Here is a 20,764-nt window from a genome sequence, read left to right as displayed (position 1 = left end):
AGGGTGGTTCACCGCAGGTCGCTGATCGCCTTGCGCACCCGCTGCTCCGACACCGGGTAGGCGGTTTTCAGGCCGGAGCCGAAGAGGCTGACGCGTAGTTCCTCGAGCATCCAGCGGACCCCGATCACGTCGTCGCTGTGCCGCCGGGGAGCCGGCAGTTTCGCCACGGCCGCCTGGAACTCGGCCCGCAGGGCCAGAACCTGTTCCTGCAGGCCCCGGTCGCGCTGGTAGCGCTCGGGAAGTTTCTCCAGCCGGCGCTGCATCGCCTGGAGATAACGGACGAGGTCGGGCAGCTTGGTCGCACCGGTCGCGGTCACGAAGCCCGGGAACACCAGCGCCGCCAGCTGCGACCGCAGATCGGTCAGGCCGGGCAGCAGGGCCGGGCTCGACGTGGTCTTCAGCTCCAGCTCGATCTCCCGGGCCAGACCCAGAACGGTGGACGTCGTGGCCAGTGCGTCGGTCACGGTCGGGTGGACATCCTGCCGGACCAGGAGCAGGAGCGACTCGAAAGCCGGCTTGTCCCAGGCCGGTCCGCCGCACAGGTCGACGAGATGGTCGACGGCCGCCCCCAGGCAGTCGTCGAACAGGTCGGACGGCGTCTTGTGCGGGGCCTGGGCCAGCGCCAGCTTCTGCCGGTTGCTGAGGCGGGCGAGCACACTCTTGGCCGGCGAGGCCATGTTCAGCAGGAGCAGCCGCCGGGTGCCCGCCTTCATCGCCCGGCGCTGTTCCTCCGGGGTCTCCAGCACCTTCACGTCGACGTGGTCGCCCCGGTCGACCAGCGCCGGGTGGCCCTGCACGGTGAGACCCGCGACCCGGTGCTCCACGCTGCGCGGAACGGCCTTCTCCGGAAAGGTCTTCAGGTTCTTCGCCTCGACCTGGGCGACGGCGGAGGAGATCTCCTGACGCAGCTTCGGCCGGAGCTTCTCCCGCAGCTTCGCCAGGCTCTTGCCCTCGGCCAGGCGCGCGCCCTTCTCGTCGTGCACCCGGAACGTCACCAGCAGGTGGTCGGGCACCTTGGTCAGGTCCCACGAGCCCTCCGGGATGTCGACCCCGGTCAGCTCGTACAGCTCGTCCTCCAGCGCCGGGAACAGCGGCTCGGAGCCGGGTTCGGTGTCGGCCAGCCGATCCAGCACCCCCTTGGCCCGGTCGGGGGCCGGGCTCAGGCCCTTGCGGATCGGCTTGGGCAGTGAGCGGATCAGCTCGGTGACCAGTTCCGTGCGCAGGCCCGGGATCTGCCACTCGAAGTCCTGCTCGCGCACCTGGTTCAGCGCGGCCAGGGGCAGGTGCACGGTCACGCCGTCGGCGGCCGTGCCCGGCTCGAACTGGTAGGTCACCTTCAGGTCCAGCCCGGCGGCCCGCCAGGCGGCCGGGTAGTCCTCGGCCGCGACCTGGGGGGCCTCGGGGGCGAAGAGCATGGAGGTCCAGAAGCTCAGCTGGTCCGGCCGGTCGCGGCGGGCCTTCTTCCACCACGAGTCGAAGTGCGCCACCGACACCACGTCGGCGGGGATGCGCTCGTCGTAGAAGTCGAACAGGGCCTGGTCGTCCACCACGATGTCGCGGCGCCGGACCTTGTCCTCCAGCGACTCGACATCACCCAGCAGCTTGCGGTTCTCGTGGAAGAACTCGTGCTGGGTGCGCCAGTCGCCCTCGACCAGGGCGTGCCGGACGAACAGCTCGCGCGAGACCTCCGGGTCGATCCGGCCGTAGCCCACCGTGCGGCCCGTGACCACCGGAATGCCGTACAGCGTCACACGTTCCGTCGCCACGGCGGAGCCGCGCTTCCGTTCCCAGCGCGGCTCGCTGTAGTGCCGCCTGACCAGGTGCCCGCCCAGCCGCTCGATCCACAGCGGGTCGATGCGCGCGGCGGTGCGGCCCCAGAGCCGGGTGGTCTCCACCAGCTCGCCCACCATCACCCAGCGGGGAGTACTGCGCACCAGGGCCGAACCGGGCTGGATCGCGAACTTCGCGCTTCGGGCGCCCAGGTACTCCCGGGTCTCACCCTCCTTCAGGCCGACCTGCGAGAGCAGACCGGACAGCAGGGAGAGATGCACCTTCTCGGCCGTCCCGTCGTCGACGGGCTCCAACGCGTCCTCGATCTCCTCCACATCGGCCGCGTCGGGATCGAAACTGGACGTCGCGCGTCCACCCGCCACCCGGATCCCGGCGCTGCGCAGCACCTGGCGCAGCTGACCGTGCAGGTCCTGCCACTCGCGGATGCGCTGGCCGTGCAGGAACTCGTCGCGGCACATCCGGCGAAAGCGCCCGGAGCCGTACTCCTTCTGCTTGCCGACGACGTAGTTCCAGAGGTTGATGTAGGCCAGGAAGTCCGAGCGCGGGTCTTTGAAGCGGGCGTGCGACTGGTCGGCCTGGGCCTGTTGGTCGCTCGGCCGCTCGCGCGGGTCCTGGATCGACAGCGCTGCCACGATGACGAGAACGTCGCCCAGGCAGCCGTTCCGGTCGGCCTCGACGAGCATGCGGGCCAGGCGCGGGTCGACCGGCAGCTGGGCCAGGGTGCGGCCCATGCCGGTGAGGCGCTTGCGCGCGTCGGTCTCGGCCGGGTCGATCGCCCCGAGCTCGTGCAGCAGCGCCACACCGTCTTTGATCTGGCGCGGGTCGGGCGGGTCGAGGAAGGGGAACTTCTCCACCTCGCCGAGGTTCAGCGACGTCATCTGCAGGATGACCGCCGCCAGGTTGGTGCGCAGGATCTCGGGATCGGTGAACGGGGGCCGGTTCTCGAAGTCGTCCTCGCTGTAGAGGCGGATGCAGATGCCGTCGGAGAGCCGTCCGCAGCGGCCTTTGCGCTGGTTGGCCGAGGCCTGCGAGACCGGCTCGATCGGCAGCCGCTGCACCTTGGTGCGGAAGCTGTAGCGGCTGATGCGCGCCGTGCCGGGGTCGATCACGTAGCGGATTCCCGGCACGGTGAGCGAGGTCTCGGCGACGTTCGTGGCCAGCACGATGCGCCGGCCGCTGTGCGGGGAGAAGACCTTGTGCTGCTCGGCCGCGCTGAGGCGGGCGTACAGCGGCACCACTTCGGTGTGCGCGCCCACGTGCCGGTTGAGAGCCTCGGCGGCGTCGCGGATCTCGCGCTCGCCGCTGAAGAAGACCAGGACGTCGCCCGGTCCCTGCGCCTCGAGCTCGTCGACCGCCTCGATCACGGCCTCGATCGGGTCGCGGGTGATCTCGCTGACGATGCCCTCTTCGTCGGTCTCCTCGACCAGCACCAGGGGCCGGTAGCGCACCTCGACCGGGTAGGTACGGCCCGAGACCTCGACGATCGGCGCGTCGGCGAAGTGCCGGGAGAACGCCTGCGGGTCGATCGTGGCCGAGGTGATGATGATTTTCAGGTCGGGGCGGCGGGGGAGCAGTTGCTTGAGGTAACCGAGCAGGAAGTCGATGTTCAGACTGCGCTCGTGCGCCTCGTCGATGATGATCGTGTCGTAGCGGGACAGCAGCCGGTCGCGCTGGATCTCGGCCAGCAGGATGCCGTCGGTCATCAGCCGGACCAGGGTCGAGTCGCTCGCCTGGTCGGTGAAACGCACTGTATAGCCGATGGTTTCGCCGAGCTCGGAGCCGACCTCCTCGGCGATGCGCTCGGCCACCGAACGGGCGGCCAGGCGCCGGGGCTGGGTGTGCCCGATCAGCCCGCGCACGCCGCGGCCCAGTTCCAGGCAGATCTTCGGCAGCTGGGTGGTCTTGCCCGAACCGGTTTCGCCCGCGACGATCACGACCTGGTTCTCGGCGATCGCCTTCATCAGGTCGTCACGACGCTGACTGACCGGCAGCTGCTCCGGATAGGTGATCGTGGGCACGGCGGCGCGGCGGGTCTCAACCTTCGCCCGCGCCGTGCCGATCTCCCGTTCGATCCGGGCCAGTTCGGCCGTCTTCTCGTCGTCGCTGCGGCGGCGTGAGTGCAGCACGGAATCGAGCTGACGGCCGATCCGGCGGGCGTCACTCAGGGACACGTCGTTCAGGTCAACCCGCAGCTCGCGTACAGCCCGGTCCCAGGTTTGTGTGCTCATCTTCGCGAAATCCTCGACACGGCAGAAGAACTTGCGTTTCGCACAGTCCCTGTCACTACTATTTGCACATTCAACGACCTCAGGGGAGGACCAACCATGACTGCAACCCTCCGCAGCACCGGAGAGACGCAGACTTCCGTCACCGAGGAAGCCACCGCAGGGACCAACGGGCTGAGCCGCCGGCGGGCCATGGCGGTCTGCTCGTTCACCCTGCTGGGTGCCGCGGGCCTGGCGGCCTGTGGCGGCGGGAGCGATGACGATACTGCCTCGTCGGGCGCGGGCAGCACCTCGAGCGAGACCTCGGCGGCCGGGGAGACGTCGGCCGCGGCCGACGCGACCACGTCGGCCGGTGCGGGAAGCGCGGAGGTGATCGCCCCGGTGTCCGACATCGCGGTGGGCGACGCCGCCAGTTTCACGCTCGACGGCGCACCGATCATCGTCGCGATGCCCGAGGCCGACCAGCCTGCGGCGTTCTCCGCGGTCTGCCCGCACCAGGGTGCCACCGTGGCCGTCAAGGGTGACCAGCTGGTGTGCCCGCTGCACAATTCGGTATTCGAGAAGACCACGGGCGCTTTCGTCTCCGGGCCGGCGAACAAGTCGCTGACCCCCATCACGGTTTCGGTCGAGGACGGCAACATCGTCACGTCCTGACCCATTCCCGCCCAGTTTTCAGCCGGGGGCCCGATGAGTCAACCGACTTTATCGGGCCTTCGGCCTGCTCGGGCCCGTGGAGCTGATCTCGATCGAGCCCCGGGCCCGGGCGAGGGAGGCGGCCGAGGTCAGGGTGCCGCCGCCGTCCACGGCCCGGGCGGTGAGCTCCCAGGTGTAGGGGCCCTCGGCCAGTGGCCGGCCCGCGTCGGAGCGCCCGTCCCAGGTGATGCCGCGCAGGCTGCCGTCGGCGCCGCCGGGGATCCGGAACGTGCGCACCACCCGTCCCGACGGGGCCACGATGCGCAGCCGGGCGTTGCGTACCGGCCGGGTGACATCGAACTGCGGCTGCCAGCGGTCGAACTTCCCGTCGCCGTCCGGGGTGAAGCCCAGCGGTGCGGCGGCGGCGATCAGGCGCGGGCGGGAGTTCACCGGGAACGGCAGCCGGTCGACCACCAGCCCCTGCCCGGTCTGCCGGGCCACCAGGTTCCCGTCCAGCATGAAGCGGGCGGTGGAGCCCGGCAGCACGAGGGGTGAGGAGTGCGGGTCGGCCAGGTCGAGCAGGCTGAGCGCGTCGCCGTCGATCCAGGCCAGCACCCCTTCGCGCAGGCTCAGGCCGGTGATCGGCGCCGGGCCGGAGCCGATGATCAGGCCCAGCCCGGTGTCGACGTCGCGGATCCCGCCGGTCCGCAGGTCCTGCACGGTGATGTGGCTGCCGTCGCAGTTCGCCCAGGCGGCCGAACCCGCCCAGATCGCGACCGGCGGGGCCTGCGCACAGCGGGTGGTGTCCAGGCGCACCGGCAGCGGGCGCTCGACGCCGACCGACCAGACCCCGGCCAGGTCGTGGCCCTTCGTGTCCTTCCCGCCCTCGGGTACCGAGTAGACGACGTCCGCGCCGTACAGGTCGTCCTGCCCGGCGAGGGCGGCCGCGGCCGGCTCCCGCCAGACCAGCTCGCCGTCGGGCCGGAACACCTGGCCCGCGACCAGCGCGTACGGGCCGGAGACGGCGGGGGAGTCGTCGTCGATGCGCTGCTGGACGCCCTTGCGGGTGATCAGGCGCTGGGCCACCCGCGCGGTGGTGGCGCCCTGGTCGAGCAGCTGCCACTCCCCGGGGGCACCCGGGGCGGCGAGGGCACCGCGACCGGCCGAGAAGGCGAGCGGGACCGGCCCGGTGGTCTGCGGCAGCCGGGCCGAGGGGCTGCGGGTGACCGTGTCCGCCGTGCTGGTCAGGGTGGTGCTGAAGACGTTCGTGGTCTTCTTCCCGGCCGACTGGTCGGTGAAGTGCAGCGTGCCGGCGGACAGGGCCCACGACGTGATCGGGTAGCGGGCGGCCGGGATCTTCGCGACCTGGGTCACCGAACGGCCCTGGACCACGTAGACGGCCGGGTCCAGTCCGCTGGAGGCGGTGTAGAAGCGGTCGCCCACGGCGTCGAGCCCGGAGTTGACGTTGATGCCGTGCGGCAGCAGGGCCCGGGTCACCTTCTTCCGGTTCGCCCGGCGGGACTCGAGCACCCAGCGGCCCTCCCGGGCCACGATCCGGGCCTGCATCCCGCCGAACTCCAGCCAGCGGCCCGGTTTCTGGGTGGCGAGCAGGCCGTCCGGGTCGATCTGGGCGTACGGCGCGGTCGCGTCGCCGCCCTGCAGTTTCTGCCGTACGGCCAGCGAACCGGCCCGGTCGTCGGTGAGGTCACGGCCCCCGGCCAGGTCGAGGCGGTGCTCCTGCGGGTAGGCGGAGCTGCCGCCGTCCCCGCCGCCGAGTTCGTACCAGGCCAGCGTGGGGCCGGTCACGCTGAGGCGCAGCAGTGACCCGGCCCGGGTGGGTGCCCCGGCTCCGGGCCGCGCGGCCAGGCGCATCGTGCCGTCCCGGCTGGTCAGGGCCCCGGTGTAGACGGTGGCGGGGGCGGGCGTCCCGTCGCTGCCGACACCCTGGGGGGCGCCCTGCCAGATCGCGATGCCGTCCTCGGAGGCACCGATCAGCCGGACCGCGGTGGACGCCGGGTGCCCGGCGATCCGCAGCGTCGCCGCCGGCGCCACCGTGCGCGCGGCCAGGGCCTGGGCCCGGGTGCGGACCGGTTCGCCGGTGCTGTCCGGGGCGTCGACGGCGCCGGTGAGGACGAGGGAGAGCGCCAGGACGCCGGGGGCCAGGCGGGCGTAGCGGATCGCGTTGTCCGGTGGGTTCTCCGACGGATGGACACCGGCGGGCGGCGGGGTCGGTGGGACGGTCCGGGACACGCTGAGGTCGTCGTCGGGCGAGATCCGGACTTCCAGATCCGGGGCCGAGCGCGGACGCACGACCAGCGACGGGGCGACCGGCGTCGCGCGGCTCATCTGAGGTTCTCCCACCGTGGATCCGGACACCTGGGCATGGTGCCCCCGGAACGGTGTGGATGCACGCATCCCACCAGCCCCACCTCGATGCGGGCCCACGACGAAGGCCTGAAACCGGTCCACCCCGCGTGCCGTTCACCGACCGCGTCCGCAATTGGAAGGGACCCGCCGCAAAACCACCCCTTCGACCCCCCCAACCTTCCGTGATCATGCAAAACCTCCCCGGCGTTCTAGAACTGTGGTTCCGAGAGTTCTAGAACGCCGGGGAGGTTTTGCATGATCACGAAGGGTCTTGGGGGGTTCAGTTCGATTGAAGTATTGCCACAGCACGGCCACACCGGTGGACGAGGCCCCAGGAGTCGCACGTTCCTCACCTGGGCGTGCAGCGGGAGGGTGGACTCGGCGCGGGCGGGTCCGCCGGTCAGGACGTTTCGAATACAGCAGGATCCCCCGGGGACCCGTGATCGTCAGCGACGGTGAGCCTGCCGTTCAGGGCCCACCAAAGCAGGTCGCCGCCTCGGGGGACGACCCCGGAGACGGCGACAGGCGCAGTGGGGCGTACTACTCGCCCGACACCTCGTCCAGGTTGAAGAGCGAGGTGACCGACCCGTCCTCGAAGACCTCGTGGATCGCCTGGGCGATCAGCGGGGCGATCGAGAGCACGGTGAAGTTCGGCAGCAGCCGGTCGGAGTCGATCGGCAGCGTGTTGGTCAGCACGATCTCCGTGGCACCGCAGTCGCGTAGCCGCTCGGTGGCGGGGTCGGACAGGATGCCGTGGGTGGCGGCGATGATCACGTCTTTCGCGCCCTGCTCGAAGAGCTTGGTGGCGGCCTTGGTGATCGTGCCACCGGTGTCGATCATGTCGTCGACCAGCACACAGGTGCGGCCCTCGACGTCACCGACGACCCGGTTCGTGACCACGGTGTTCGGCATGCGCGGGTCACGGGTCTTGTGGATGAAGGCCAGTGGCGTGCCGCCCAGACGGTCGGCCCAGCGCTCGGCCACGCGCACGCGGCCGGAGTCGGGCGCGACCACGGTGATCTCCTCGCCCTTGTACTTGCTCGCGACGTGGTCGGTGAGCAGGTGCAGGGCGAAGAGGTGATCGACCGGGCCGTCGAAGAAGCCCTGCGTCTGGTCGGTGTGCAGATCGACCGTCATCAGGCGGTCGGCACCGGCCGTACGCAGCAGGTCGGAGATCAGCCGGGCGGAGATCGGCTCCCGGCCCCGGTGCTTCTTGTCCTGCCGTGCGTACGGGTAGAACGGCAGCACCACGGTGATCCGGTCGGCCGACGCGCGCTTGAGCGCGTCGATCATGATCAGGGTCTCCATCACCCAGGTGTTGATGCCTGCGCCGCAGGACTGGACCACGAACGCGTCCGCCCCACGCACCGACTCCTCGAAGCGCACGAAGATCTCGCCGTTGGCGAATTCGTAGGCGGACTGAGGCGTCAGGCTCACGTCGAGATACTTGACGATCTCCTCAGCCAGCTCTGGGTATGCCCGGCCGGAGAAGACCTGGAGCGTCTTCCGGCTTTGGATCGAAACAGTATTCACCAGCGGTACCTCTCACGGGGGTGTTGCCGCCATGTTCCCAGACTTTTCATGCGACAAGCTTTTGGGGGATTGAAGCACCCTTCCCATCGGCCGACGGTGTATCGACGATGACCGAAAACTGGCCCCTCCGGCTCGGGGAGGGGGTGCTGATCGGTATGGCTGAATCGCAAGGGGGCTACATGTCCACATTCGTGCAGTTGGGTCGGGTGGAGGCTGGGCTGCCACCCGCACTCACCGACGATGATGTCGTACCCGGACCGCAGCTGGTGTTCGTGCGCAGGGTGCTCGCGGGTAGCGCGGGTCACGTCTGGCACATCTTGGTAAGTCCCGTCGGCACCTCGGTCTGGCTGGGTCCCGGTGCCGTGCTGCGCGGCGAGGGGCACAGCTTCATGAGTGACGAGGGGGAGGCGGGCATGGTGCGGAGCTACCACCCGCTGGAGCAGCTGCGGCTGTCGTGGCACTCCGGGGACGCGGAGGACGAGCCCAGCCTGGTCGAGCTCGATCTGACCCCGGTCGCGGGCGGTACGCGGCTGCGGTTGTGGCACGAGGGCCTGCCCTCGGACCAGCGGCCGCACATGCAGGAGGAGTGGGAGCACCGGCTGGACGACTTCGCCCAGGTCTGTCTCTAGGACCTGGATTCCCCCGGTCGGTGTGAACCCGGCCGGGGGCCCGTCGTGACGACTTACGGGTTCCAGCTCAGCATCAGCCAGCCCCCGGCCACGATCGAGGCCAGGGACAGCAGGAAGAACACCGTGACCCAGAACACCCCCGGGACGTGGCTCAGCCAGGCCAGCTGATCGGCGTCGGAGGTCACCGGGGGCCCACCGCGCCGCCCGCTGCCCTGCGCCCGGCGGGAACTCTGCAGCTCGATCACCGCGCGCAGCCCGCCGATCAGCAGCAGCCAGGTCACCGCGCAGGCGAAGCCCAGGGCCGTGCGCTCGTTGCCCCAGACCATCACCGCGACCGCCGCACCGCCGGTGACGACCACGGTGAGCACCCCGAAGGCGTTGCGGATCTGGGTCAGCAGCACCGCCAGCAGGCCCACCACCACCCACAGCAGCACGGTGATCAGGTCGAGCCCGATCAGTGCCGCCAGCCCCACACCCATCACGGCCGGCGCCGGGTAGCCCGCGAGCGCGGTGAAGATCATGCCCAGGCCGCGTGGCTTGCCCCGGGAGAGCGTCACCCCGGAGGTGTCCGAGTGCAGCTTGATCCCGGCCAGCTCGCGGCCCATGAGCAGCGCGATCACGGCGTGGCCACCCTCGTGGGCGATCGTCACCACGTTGCGCAGCACGTGCCAGGTGGTGCGTTCGCCGGTCAGCACGATGGCCGCGACCCCCAGCACGATCACCATGACGCGCTCGTCGCCGAGGGAGTCCCAGGAGAGGTTGTCCCAGGAGAAATCGGAGTTCACCGCTGACATTTCGCCAAGGGTAGGGGTCATGCCCGTCGGGGAACGAGTCTGCGGTCCGGAAGTTGATCATCGACGGGCCCGAAGGCCGGATCGTCCACACCCCGCTGCCGCACCGGATCGGCCTGGGGCCGGTAGATCGTGTGGACGATCATCGCGCAGATGAGCAGCACCAGCAGGTCACGCAGCACCACCACGGTGAGGAACCGCTCGGGGGAGTTGCCCCGGGCCGGGTCCTGCAGACCGAGGAAGTACCCCAGCCGGGGGTACCAGAGGTAGGCGTCCGTGACCATCCAGACCAGCAGCACCCAGACCCGGGGCAGGGCCAGCACGGCCAGGGGCACCAGCCACAGCGAGTACTGCGGGCTCCACACCTTGTTGGTCAGCAGGAACGCGGCCACCACCAGGAAGACCAGCGAGGCCAGCCGGGGCCGGCGCGGCGAGGTGAGACCGATCACCCCGATCACCAGGCACAGCACCAGGAAGGCCGCCAGGCTGAAGGTGTTCAGCTTCTCCGGCGACTGACCCGCGTACAGCGGGCCGTCGAACCCCCGCCAGCTGGTGAAGGTCGTGAGCGCGTTGTAGATCGAGTCGTGGTCGGCCGGACGGGTCGAGTTCAGCCGGAAGAACTCCCACCAGCCGCGCGGGTAGAGCAGCGCGAACGGGGCGTTGCAGGCGATCCAGGCCCCGGCGGCCGCCAGGGTGGCCTTCCACCACGGCTTCAGCGTTCCCGAGCGCCAGCAGAGGATCAGCAGCGGCCCGAGGATGAACAACGGGTAGAGCTTGGCCGCCGCGCCGATCCCCAGCAGCAGCCCGGCCAGCAGCGGTCGTTGCCGGGCCCAGGCGAGCATCCCGGCGGCGGCCAGGGCCACGGCCAGGGTGTCGAAGTTGGTGAAGGCGTGCACGAACACCAGCGGGGAGAGCGCCATCAGCACCACGTCCCACTTGCGCACCGCCAGCGGGATCGTGCAGGCCACCGCCACCAGCCAGGAGATCGCCAGCACGATCGCCATGATCACGAAGTAGGGCACCACCTCCGGCCCGGTGTCGCCGGTGACGCCCACGTAGACCTTCGTGAACCGCATGCCGACGTACTGGAGCATGCCGGTCACCACCGGGTACTCCATCGCCCGCACGGTGCCGTCGGCGTCGGTCCAGGTGGTCTTGTACGGCAGCGTGCCGTCCTGGAGGTGGTCCACCCCGTAGAGCGGGATCGCGTCGGAGTAACAGTGCAGCGAGTACTGCCGCGCGTCGCGCCAGTCGAGCGCCACCTGGCCGTCCGGGGTGGTGTACGTGTCGACGCAGGGGGCCTTGGCGGCCCAGCCCACCGCCAGGCCCACGCAGGCCAGCAGCATCACAACCAGCCATATCCGCAGCCCTCGGTCGAATCTGCTGGTCATCCCGGTCATCGGCCGGGACTCTACCGATCCTTCCCGTGGGTGGGCACTACGACGCAAGATCGGTCAGGAACTTCTTGGCCACCGGCACCGCACTCTTGGCGCCGAAACCCCCGTCCTCGACCAGGATCGCGAACGCGATGTCGCCCTGGAAACCGGTGAACCAGGCGTTCGTCTTCGGGGGCGTGTCGGTGCCGTACTCGGCCGTGCCGGTCTTGCCGGAGACCGGCCCGCCGGGCACGTTCTTCATGCCGGTACCCGTCCCGCTGGTGACCACCGTGCGCATCAGTGAGCGCATCGTCCGCACGCTCCTGGCATCCAGCTTCACCGGGTCGACATCGGCCGTGGCCTTGTCGTTCCCGGTTCCGTCGAGCACCAGCCGGGGGGCGTGCCAGGTGCCGGAGGCGATCCCGGCGGAGGCGCTCGCCACGGCCATCGGGCTGACGAGCACAGTGCCCTGACCGATCATCGCGGCGGCGTGCGCGACGGTGTCGCCCTTGGCCGGGACCTGGCCGGTGAAGGCCGTCACGCCGGTGGCGTTGGGCTGTCCGTAGCCCAGCGAGCCCGCCGCCTGGGCCAGCTGCGCCTGGCTGATGAGCTTCGCGCTGCCGACGAAGGCGGTGTTGCAGGAGTGGGCGAAGTCACTGGAGAAAGGCACCTTGCCGAGGACCTCGTCCTCGGCGTTGGTGAACTTCTTGCCGCTGACCGTCAGGGCCTTGGGGCAGGCCACGATCTTGTTCGCGGTCATCCCGCCGTACTCCACCAGGCCCAGGCCGGACGCGATCTTGAAGGTCGAGCCGGGTGCGTACTGGCCGAGCAGGGCGCGGTTGTAGCTGTTGCCGTTCGGGCCGCCGTTGGCGATCGCCAGGATGTTGCCGGTCTTCGTGTCGATCGCGACCATGCCGGCCAGGTGCGTCGCCGTGGCGATCGCCTTGTCCGCGGCGTTCTGGATCTCCAGATCGAGGGTGAGCTTCAGGTCCTTGCCGTCGGTCGCGTCGGCCCGGAAGAGCTCCTTTCCCTCGCCCTCCTTCGGCTCGGCCGTCACGACCACGCCCGGGGTGCCGGCCAGCTGCTCGTCATAGGTGCGCTGCAGGCCGGACAGGCCGGTCTCGTCACCGGCCTGCACCCGCCCGTCCGACTCCTTGACGATGTCGGCCGTCGCCGCCCCGACGTTGCCGAACAGCGGCCGGGCGAAGTCGGAGGAGGGGGTGAGCGCGACGTCCTTGGTCTGGAACACCACCCCGGGGATCGGTTTGAGCCGGGCGCTCACCTGGTTGTAGGCGGCCTTGCGCAGCGTGATCACGTCGACGAAGGTGTCGGCGCCGGCCGCCTTCACCCGCTTCAGCAGGGCCGCGCCGTCCACGCCGACCACGCCGGCGACCTTGGTCACCGTCTGTTCCACGTCGTCCGTCTTCGCCTTGTGGATCCCGACCACGACCACCGGGCGGTCCTCGACCAGCACCTTGTCGTTCGCGCCGAGGATCTGGCCACGCCGGCCCGTCACCGTGCTCGCCTTCAGCGTGGCCGTGGCGAGGTCACCGGTCAGGTCCGGGTGCACCAGAGTGGACGCGTACTGCGGCCGCCAGCTGCCGTCCTGGTCCACCAGCGTCAGCGTGGTGTCGTACTCCCACGTCCGGTCGCGGGCCAGCGTCCAGGTCACGTGCAGCGGGGCGGTCGCCGTGTCGCCGCTCGCCGACTCGGTGACCTTGCCCACGGTGATGCCGGAGGGCTTGTCCGTCTTCTCGGACGTCAGGCCGGCCGTGGTGGTCTGGACGGCCTTGGCCGGGTCGTCCGTGGTGCCCGCCTGGCCACTGGCCCAGCCGATGGTGCCGAGATTTCCGCCGGACCAGGCCCGGCCGAAGGCCTCGGCCGCGGTCTTCTGCGCTCCGCTGTTGTCGCCCCCGCGTAACCGGTACAGGGCTGTACCCCCTGCTCCCGCGAGGACCAGCACGGCCACCAGGACATAGATCAGGACACGACGGTTCACGGTGCCCGACGGTAGCGGTCATGCCGGGCCTGCGGTACGAAGGGAAGGTGCCCTCCCTGATCCTCGGTCCTGTCCTCCGGCACGTCGGTGCTGCTCACGCCACTGTCTGGGTCGAGGTGGACACTCGATGTGAAGTCTCCGTGCTCGGCACGACCGACAAGACCTTCGAGGTCAGTGGCCATCACTACGCCCTCGTGGCGGTCACCGGTCTTCCTCGGGGAGAGGTGATCGAGTACGACGTGCGCCTGGACGGCGAACTGGTGTGGCCACCGGTACACAGTTCCGGACTGCCGCAGACGCCCGGCGTGTCGGATTCGCCACATCCGGCCCCCGGCGTTCTCCCCGCCTCACAGATCCGCACGCTCGACCCCGATCGCCCGCAGCGCATCGCCTACGGATCGTGCCGGGTCGCCACCCAGCGCACGGTCGAGGGACAGCGCAAGTACGGGGTGGACGCCCTGGAGGCCTACGCCGTCCGGGTGGCCCACGATCCCGGTGACGGCCGGCCTGATCTGATGGTCATGCTCGGCGACCAGGTCTACGCGGACGAGACCACGGAGATCACCCAGCGGCGCATCGCCGGTCACCGGGACATCTCGAAGCCTCCGCACGGCGAGGTCGCCGACTTCGAGGAGTACACCTGGCTCTATCACGAGTCGTGGAGCGACCCGCAGATCCGCTGGCTGATGTCCACGGTGCCGATCGCGATGATCTTCGACGACCACGACGTGCACGACGACTGGAACACCTCGCGCTCGTGGCGGGCCGACGTGAAGAAGACCGGCTGGTGGGCCGAGCGCATCGTCGGCGGGCTGGTCTCGTACTGGGTGTACCAGCACATCGGGAACCTCTCACCGGACGAGCTGGCCGACGACGAGGTGTACCAGCGGGTGCGGGCGCTGGCCGCCGCCGGGCAGGACTGCGCGCCGATGCTGCGCGAGTTCGCGGTGATGGCCGACGCCGAGGCCGACGGGGGCAAGGGCTACCGCTGGTCGTTCTGGCGGGACCTGGGGCGGACCCGGCTGGTGGTGATCGACTCGCGGTGCGGGCGGATGCTCGACGGCGACCACCGGTCGATGCTGTCCGAGGACGAGTTCGCCTGGGTCGAGGAGCACACCCGGGGCGACTACGACCACCTGCTCATCGGCACCTCCCTGCCCTGGCTGATGGCTCCCGCCCTGCACCAGATCGAGGCCTGGAGCGAGCACCTCGCCGAGGGCACCGGCCGCCGGGCCGTGCTGGGTGAGAAGCTGCGCCGTGCGGCCGATCTGGAGCACTGGCCGGCGTTCCGGGAGTCGTTCGACCGGCTGGCCCGGCTGATCGCCGACGTGGCGTCGGGCCCGCAGGCCCCGGCCACCGTGTGCGTGCTGTCCGGCGACGTGCACCACAGCTACATCTGCGAGGCCGACGTCACCGCGCTGATGTCCTCCGTGCCCGAGAGGGCCTCGAAGGTCTACCAGCTCACCTGCTCGCCGGTGCACAACACCATCCCGTGGGTCATGCGCCTGGCGTTCAGCATCTCCTGGACCAGCCCCGTCACCCGCCTGGCCCGCCTGCTGTTCACCCGTCCGCGCACCATCCCCGAGACCGTGATGTCGTGGGGGTCCATCGGTGGGCCGATCTTCGGGAACGCCATCTCCACGCTGGTTCTCGAGGGTCGGGCGGCCCGCGTGATGCTGGAGTCGACCCGCGACGCGCAGCCCCTGCCCCCACGCAACCGGCTGTCCATCCCCTCCGGCGGGCACGAGCCGGAGAACCAGTGGGCCCTCACCGAGCAGGACTGGGACCCGGCCCGCTACCCACTCAAGATCGCGGTGGCCCGGGACCTCTCGGGCCGCTGAGGGTGGCTTGAGGGAGGCGAAGAACCCCACAACCCGTTCGTGATCATGCAAAACCTCCCCGGCGTTCTAGAACTGTGGGATCGAGAGTTCTAGAACTCCGGGGAGGTTTTGCATGATCACGGCGGGTTTTTTTGGTTCGGGCGCCGGTCGCCTCGTCCTCTGGCGGCTGCTCTTTTCGGGAACCCTATCGACAGCGATACGTTACCGATATATCGTCAACGTATCGCCGAAGCTCATCGGGAGCTCCGGCCGATCTGAAGGAGCAATCGATGAAGCAGGCAGAGAAGAACAACGATGAGCAGGCGTACGAGGCCGGCCACGACGACCCGGCCTGGGGTTCCCCGGATGCCGACGAGGGTGACGGGCGGCGCGGTCGGGGCCGGCGGTTCGGGCGGGGCCGGTTCGGTCCTGGTCGGGGGCTCGGTTCTCCTGGTGGACGCGGGTCCGGTCCGGGTTTCGGTCCCGGCGGTCTGGGTTTCGGTCCGGGTTTCGGGCCGCGGGCGGCCGGGCGGGGCATCGACCCCGAGGACTTCCCGGAGGACGAGGACGGTCGCGGTGGGTTCGGTGACGGGCGTCCCGGTGGGCATCGGGGTTTCGGCCGGTTCGGGCAGGGGCCCTTCGGTCCCGGCGGGTTCGGTCCGGGGGGATTCGGCCCGGGTGGGTTCGGTCCCGGCGGCTTCGGCCGGGGTGGCTGGGGTCCCGGTGGTGGTGGTCCCGGTCGCGGGGAGGGACGCGGTGGCCGGGGCGGGCGTCGTCCGCGGGGCAACGTGCGGGCCGCGATCCTCGCGCTGCTGGCCGAGGAGCCCGCTCAGGGCTACCACGGTTACGCCATCATGGGTGAACTGACCAAGCGCAGCGGTGGCCTGTGGCGTCCCAGCCCGGGATCGGTCTACCCGGTGCTGCAGCAGCTGCAGGACGAGGGACTGGTCCGGGCGGAGGACGCCGAGGGAGGCCGCAAGGTCTTCTCGATCACCGATGCCGGGCGCGAGTCGGTGCAGCAGAACCCGTCCGAGTATGCCGAGCCGTGGGCGATGGCCGGTCCCGGCCAGCGGCAGCGGGTCCAGACCCTGTTCGAGGGCATGGGTGCTCTCGGTCAGGCCACGCAGCAGGTCGCGCGGCTGGGTTCGGACGAGCAGGTCGAGCGCGCGCGGCTGGCGCTGGACGAGGCCCGGCGCCGGATCTACCTGATCCTCGCCGAGGACCAGGCCGCCGGGCCGGCCCCGGAGCCGGGCGCTTCGGGCGGCGCTTCGGACGGCGCTTCGGACGGCGCTCCGGACGGCGCTTCGGATGACGCTGAGTGAACCGGTTGATCCGCACCGTGGATGTCGCGTCCGGTACCTGGCCGGATGCGGCATCCCCGGGTGTGCGGCAGCCTGTTCGCTGAGGGTGGAGCCGGATCGGGGATTTACCGACGTGCCGGTAGCGTTGTAGATGCCGGGTGCCCGTTTCGGCGCATCGGCGCCATCGTCGATGCTCGTCGCGGAACGGGCCGGGACGAGCACAATGCGCGACGGTGAGTAACCGCGCCCGGCGATGGAGGAGGACGCTCGTGCTGGATCCGCGGGATCTTTACACGCTCGCCGACGAGCAGCCCGACGAGGGCGCTCTCGAACACCCTGTACTGCTGCACGCGCTCGGAGGTTTCATCGACGCGGGCAACGCCGGCCGGCTGGCGGGCGAGCACCTGCTCAGCTCGCTGGAGCACCGGGTGCTGGCCACGTTCGATGTCGACCAGCTGTACGACTACCGCGCGCGGCGCCCGGCGATGACCTTCATGGAGAACCGCTGGGAGAGCTACGAGGCTCCCCAGCTGGTGCTCGAGGAGGTCAAAGACGTCGAGGGGCGCGGCTTCCTGATGCTGACGGGGCCGGAGCCGGACATTCAGTGGGAACGGTTCGTGGCCGCGGTCACGGAGCTCGTCGACCACTACAACGTGCGCCTGACCATCGGTGTGCACGCGATCCCGATGGCGGTGCCGCACACGCGCCCCTCCGGTATGACCGCGCACGCCACCCGTAAGAACCTCATCGACATCAAGAACATCTGGGCCGGCAACGTGCAGGTCCCGGGCAACGTCGCCGGTCTGCTGGAGCTGCGGCTGGGCCAGGCGGGTAAGGATGCCGCGGGTTTCGCCGTGCACGTGCCGCACTACCTGACCCAGGCCGAGTTCCCCGACGCCGCCGTGGTGCTGGTCGATGCCGTGGCCGATGTCAGTGACCTGACACTGCCCACCGGCACGCTCATCGAGGCCGGCATCGAGACCCGCGCCGCCATCGAGGAGCAGGTCGCCGGGCAGCCCGAGGTGGCCGCCGTGGTGAGTGCCCTGGAGCAGCAGTACGACGCCTACGTCGCCGGTGAGGGCAATGCGCTGCCGCTCGCGGACGGTCCGGGCGAGCTGCCCACCGCCGACGAGCTGGGCGCCGAGCTCGAGCGCTTCCTCGCCGAGGAGAACGACCGCAAGGGCCGCGGCGACGTCTGACCTATCGCTACGCTGCCGGTGTTCGTACGGTGATTTCCGGCATACGGGGAGTTCGTGATGAGCATCGACAGCGGGTGGATCAGGGCCAGCGGCGCCGACGGCAGTGACGAGTTCGTCGAGATGCGTCGCAGCGGCGAGATGATCGAGGTGCGCTACTCGAAAGACGGCGAGACGGGCGACGTGCTCTCCTTCACCCCCGGTGAGTGGGACGCGTGGCTCGACGGCGCCAAGAAGGGCGAGTTCGACCACCTCGTGTAGGGGGGCGCCTTTCACCTGCACCAATGGTGGACGTCCACCAGCCCCGCCCGGTGCCCGTCACCCGGCGGGGCTGTCGGGTTCGGGTCAGGTGTTCGCCTGTTTCCGCGGCCAGTGTTTCAGCGTGCTGCTCCGGCTGAACGCCACCAGCGTGATCAGCAGCACCGACAGGCCGAAGAAGAACCCGCCGACGACGTCGGTCAGGTAGTGCACGCCCAGGCCGAGCCGGTCGAGCGCGACGAAGACCGGCCAGGCGAACGCTCCCACCCACAGCGCGACCCGCCCCCGGGTGCTGCGCACGGACCGGCCGTCGCCGGGGGCCCGCACGTGGTGGCGCAGGCTGGGCTCGAGCAGCACCAGCACGATGCCGGCGAACATCACGGCGTTGGTGGTGTGGCCCGAGGGAAAACTCGACCCGGAGGCCAGGTAGACCGGGTCGGGCAGGTCCGGCCGGTTCCGCTCGACCAGCAGCTTGATCAGGGGGTTGAGCGTGCCGCCGATGACCAGCGTGGCGACCATCCAGGACACCGCCCGGCGGGCTCCCCGTCGCCAGAGCACGATCGCCGGCACCAGGAAGATCGCGCGGATCGCGAACGGCTCGGTGGCGTGCCCGATCACCGTCAGGATGTCGGCCAGCCAGGGCCGGTCCACCACGTAGCCGTGCGCCCCGGTCGACACGTCGTGATCGATCTTCGGCACGTCGGGAAGACCCGTCGCCACGAGCACACCGATCAGCACGAAGCCACCGAGCAGCGCCGTCCCGAGGAACAGCAGCAACCCGGCCAGCACCAGCCGGCCCTCGTGCTCGGACGGGGTGTCACCGGCCAGGTGCGACTCGAGGTTGCCGGGGTCCAGGTGGTCGTCGTCGTGCACCGCTGTCGAGGCCTCAGGTCCTGAGGCCGCGTTGCCGGGCTGTGATGCCATGCGGTCGCGCGCCTTTCCCTCGTCGTACGGCGGGGCCCCCGTGAGGTGCCCCGGCTGTTCTGCTCCGTCCGGGCCGGTGTCGTGCGGGTCCGGGTCGTGTTGGCCCGGGTCGTGCTGGCCTGCGTGGTGCTGCTCTGGGTTGTGCCGGCCTGAGTCCTGCCGGTCCGGCCTGGCCCGCGTCCGGGGTCACGGTGCGGTCCGTCCCCGGTGCGGGCCGGCGTCCGGCGGCTCATTCATCGGGACCACCCGGCCGGTGCACCCCCGTGTCTCATGTCTCGGCCTCGTCGGCGGATGAGTTCTCTGCGCCGTCTTCCACGACGTGGTGGCTGCGGACGGTCGCGATCGTGTCGGCCTGAGCCGCGGGCTTGTCCGGACGGTGGGCCAGGACCCGGGCGAAGCGCAGGGCGAGGCCGGCCGGGTAGCGCGGCGAGCGCTGCACGCCGTCGAAGGCGATCTCGACGATCAGTTCGGGGCGCACGTGCACGACCCACTTCGACTCACGCTCGGCCAGCTCGCGCAGCTTCCCGGTCTGCCAGTCGAGCATCACGTCGGTGAGGCCCTTGAAGGTCTTGCCCAGCATCACGAAACCGCCGGGCGGGCCGTACTCGCCCTCCGGGTCGCGGGCGCCGAGGTGCAGGTTCGAGAGCTTTCCGGTGCGCCGGCCGTGGCCCCACTCGGCGGCGAGCACCACCAGGTCGAGGGTGATACGGGGCTTGACCTTCACCCAGCCCGCGCCGCGCCGGCCCATCGTGTAGGCGGAGGCCAGCGACTTCACCACCACACCCTCGTGCCCCCGGGCCAGGGTGTCGGCCGCGAACGCCTGCGCCCCGGTCACCGCAGCCTCGTCGGACGGGTCGTCGACGACGTGCCGGGGCACGATCAGTTCCGGGGCCGCGACCTCGAGGCGGGTACGCCGGTCGGCGCCGGGCCGGTCGATCAGGTCGTCGCCGTCCACGTGTAGCGCGTCGAACAGGGTGAGGCTCAGAGGGGTTGCCGCCCGTGCCTTCTCGAGGTCATGGCGGGCCACCCGGGCGGAGGTGACCTGGAACGGTGCGGGCCGGCCGGAGGCGGTGTACGCGATCACCTCGCCGTCGAGGATGGCGTCGGCCACGTCGAGACCCCGCACCGCCTCGACCACTTCGGGCACGCGCGCGGTGATGTCGTCGAGGGTGCGGGTGAACACGGACACGTCGGAGCCCTGCCGGTGGATCTGTACCCGTACCCCGTCGAGCTTCCACTCCACCCCGGCGGGACCGGTCTTCGCCAGGGCCGCACCGAGTTCGGGGGCCGGCGCGGCGAGCATCGGGGCCAGGGCCCGGCCGATCGAGAGCTGGAACGCCGACAGGGCGCTCTCGCCGCCCTCCAGCGCGGCCGCGGCCACGTCGGGCAGGTCGCCGTGCACCGACAGGGCCCGGCGCACCGAGGCCAGGGGGACCTCGGCGGCCTTGGCCACGGCGTCGACGATCAGCCCGGCCGCGGCGCCCTGGCGCAGTTCGCCGGAGATCAGGCCGGACAGCAGCCGCTGTTCGCCGGCGGTGGCCGCGGAGAGGAGCTCGAGCACGATCTTCTGCCGCTCACCGCTCGACCCCGCACCGGTGAGCAGAGAGGCCCGGGCGAGTTGCGCGTCCACCATCTGCACCGTGAGGGACGGCGACACCGCAGGTGGGGGAGCCGACCGCAAGGAGGCCCACCCGAGCCCGGTACGCCGCTGGAAGGTGCGCCCGGACAGCCAGGCCGCCACCACCGGCGCGTCCGAACCGCTGGCCCGGCGCAGGCAGGCCGCCAGCAGCGCGACCTTGTCGCGCCGGGCGGACGCGGCGGCCACGGCCTCGGAGGCCGCGGCGATCTCGGTGAGGAGCACGCACCTACTCTGCCCGCGACCACCGACAAGAACACTTCGAAACCATCACCGGGGAAGGAG

Annotated in this window: 14 protein-coding genes; 6 read left to right on the top strand and 8 right to left on the bottom strand. The window is 70.6% G+C overall.

Features of this window, described 5'->3' with window-relative positions; translation table 11 throughout:
* Window positions 1-8 precede the first annotated feature (8 nt).
* A complete protein-coding gene (gene hrpA / locus LR393_RS24030; RefSeq protein ID WP_231486576.1) occupies window positions 9-4,019 on the bottom strand; it encodes an ATP-dependent RNA helicase HrpA in 4,011 nt (1,336 codons plus the stop codon).
* Between the two features lie 96 nt (window positions 4,020-4,115).
* On the opposite strand from hrpA, the gene LR393_RS24025 reads away from it, so the two are divergent.
* Window positions 4,116-4,670, top strand: a complete 555-nt coding sequence (locus LR393_RS24025; RefSeq protein ID WP_231486564.1) for a Rieske (2Fe-2S) protein — start codon at window positions 4,116-4,118, stop codon at window positions 4,668-4,670.
* Window positions 4,671-4,718: 48 nt separating this feature from the next.
* On the opposite strand, the gene LR393_RS24020 is transcribed toward LR393_RS24025, so the two are convergent.
* On the bottom strand, window positions 4,719-6,995 hold the full coding sequence (locus tag LR393_RS24020) for a FlgD immunoglobulin-like domain containing protein (protein WP_231486562.1): 2,277 nt from the start codon (window positions 6,993-6,995) through the stop codon (window positions 4,719-4,721).
* A 561-nt stretch (window positions 6,996-7,556) separates the two neighbouring features.
* Entirely contained in the window at window positions 7,557-8,549 is a 993-nt protein-coding gene (locus LR393_RS24015; protein WP_231486559.1) for a ribose-phosphate diphosphokinase, read from the bottom strand.
* Window positions 8,550-8,728: 179 nt separating this feature from the next.
* On the opposite strand from LR393_RS24015, the gene LR393_RS24010 reads away from it, so the two are divergent.
* Window positions 8,729-9,178, top strand: a complete 450-nt coding sequence (locus tag LR393_RS24010) for an SRPBCC family protein (RefSeq protein ID WP_231486556.1) — start codon at window positions 8,729-8,731, stop codon at window positions 9,176-9,178.
* Between the two features lie 53 nt (window positions 9,179-9,231).
* On the opposite strand, the gene LR393_RS24005 is transcribed toward LR393_RS24010, so the two are convergent.
* The 3 genes from LR393_RS24005 to LR393_RS23995 are packed head-to-tail and all read right to left on the bottom strand — an operon-like array spanning window position 9,232 to window position 13,344.
* Complete coding sequence (locus tag LR393_RS24005; RefSeq protein ID WP_231486553.1) at window positions 9,232-9,972, bottom strand: M50 family metallopeptidase; 741 nt, start codon at window positions 9,970-9,972, stop codon at window positions 9,232-9,234.
* A gap of 17 nt (window positions 9,973-9,989) precedes the next feature.
* Window positions 9,990-11,360 carry a glycosyltransferase family 87 protein gene (locus tag LR393_RS24000; protein ID WP_231486550.1) on the bottom strand — a complete coding sequence of 457 codons (1,371 nt, stop codon included), beginning with the start codon at window positions 11,358-11,360 and terminating at the stop codon, window positions 9,990-9,992.
* Window positions 11,361-11,406: 46 nt separating this feature from the next.
* Complete coding sequence (locus LR393_RS23995) at window positions 11,407-13,344, bottom strand: penicillin-binding transpeptidase domain-containing protein (protein WP_231486541.1); 1,938 nt, start codon at window positions 13,342-13,344, stop codon at window positions 11,407-11,409.
* 20 nt (window positions 13,345-13,364) lie between these two features.
* Between LR393_RS23995 and LR393_RS23990 the strand changes: the two genes are divergently transcribed.
* The 4 genes from LR393_RS23990 to LR393_RS23975 all read left to right on the top strand — a co-directional run bounded on the left by LR393_RS23990 (window position 13,365) and on the right by LR393_RS23975 (window position 17,922).
* Window positions 13,365-15,185, top strand: a complete 1,821-nt coding sequence (locus LR393_RS23990; RefSeq protein ID WP_269327781.1) for an alkaline phosphatase D family protein — start codon at window positions 13,365-13,367, stop codon at window positions 15,183-15,185.
* A gap of 269 nt (window positions 15,186-15,454) precedes the next feature.
* Window positions 15,455-16,486, top strand: a complete 1,032-nt coding sequence (locus LR393_RS23985) for a PadR family transcriptional regulator (RefSeq protein WP_231486538.1) — start codon at window positions 15,455-15,457, stop codon at window positions 16,484-16,486.
* 248 nt (window positions 16,487-16,734) lie between these two features.
* Window positions 16,735-17,664 carry a PAC2 family protein gene (locus tag LR393_RS23980; RefSeq protein WP_231486536.1) on the top strand — a complete coding sequence of 310 codons (930 nt, stop codon included), beginning with the start codon at window positions 16,735-16,737 and terminating at the stop codon, window positions 17,662-17,664.
* A 57-nt stretch (window positions 17,665-17,721) separates the two neighbouring features.
* Entirely contained in the window at window positions 17,722-17,922 is a 201-nt protein-coding gene (locus LR393_RS23975) for a DUF397 domain-containing protein (protein ID WP_231486535.1), read from the top strand.
* An 84-nt stretch (window positions 17,923-18,006) separates the two neighbouring features.
* On the opposite strand, the gene LR393_RS23970 is transcribed toward LR393_RS23975, so the two are convergent.
* Window positions 18,007-18,843, bottom strand: coding sequence for a phosphatase PAP2 family protein (locus LR393_RS23970; protein ID WP_231486532.1), 837 nt, complete (start codon window positions 18,841-18,843; stop codon window positions 18,007-18,009).
* A 268-nt stretch (window positions 18,844-19,111) separates the two neighbouring features.
* Window positions 19,112-20,704 (bottom strand): ATP-dependent DNA ligase, encoded by a 1,593-nt coding sequence (locus tag LR393_RS23965; RefSeq protein WP_231486530.1) that lies wholly within the window; start codon window positions 20,702-20,704, stop codon window positions 19,112-19,114.
* Between the last annotated feature and the right edge of the window lie 60 nt (window positions 20,705-20,764).

It is taken from the genome of Kineosporia mesophila, from assembly GCF_021129235.1.
Lineage (GTDB): Bacteria > Actinomycetota > Actinomycetes > Actinomycetales > Kineosporiaceae > Kineosporia > Kineosporia mesophila.
The sequence above is the reverse complement of the archived record's forward strand: the minus strand, read 5'-3'. Positions and strand labels throughout refer to the sequence as shown.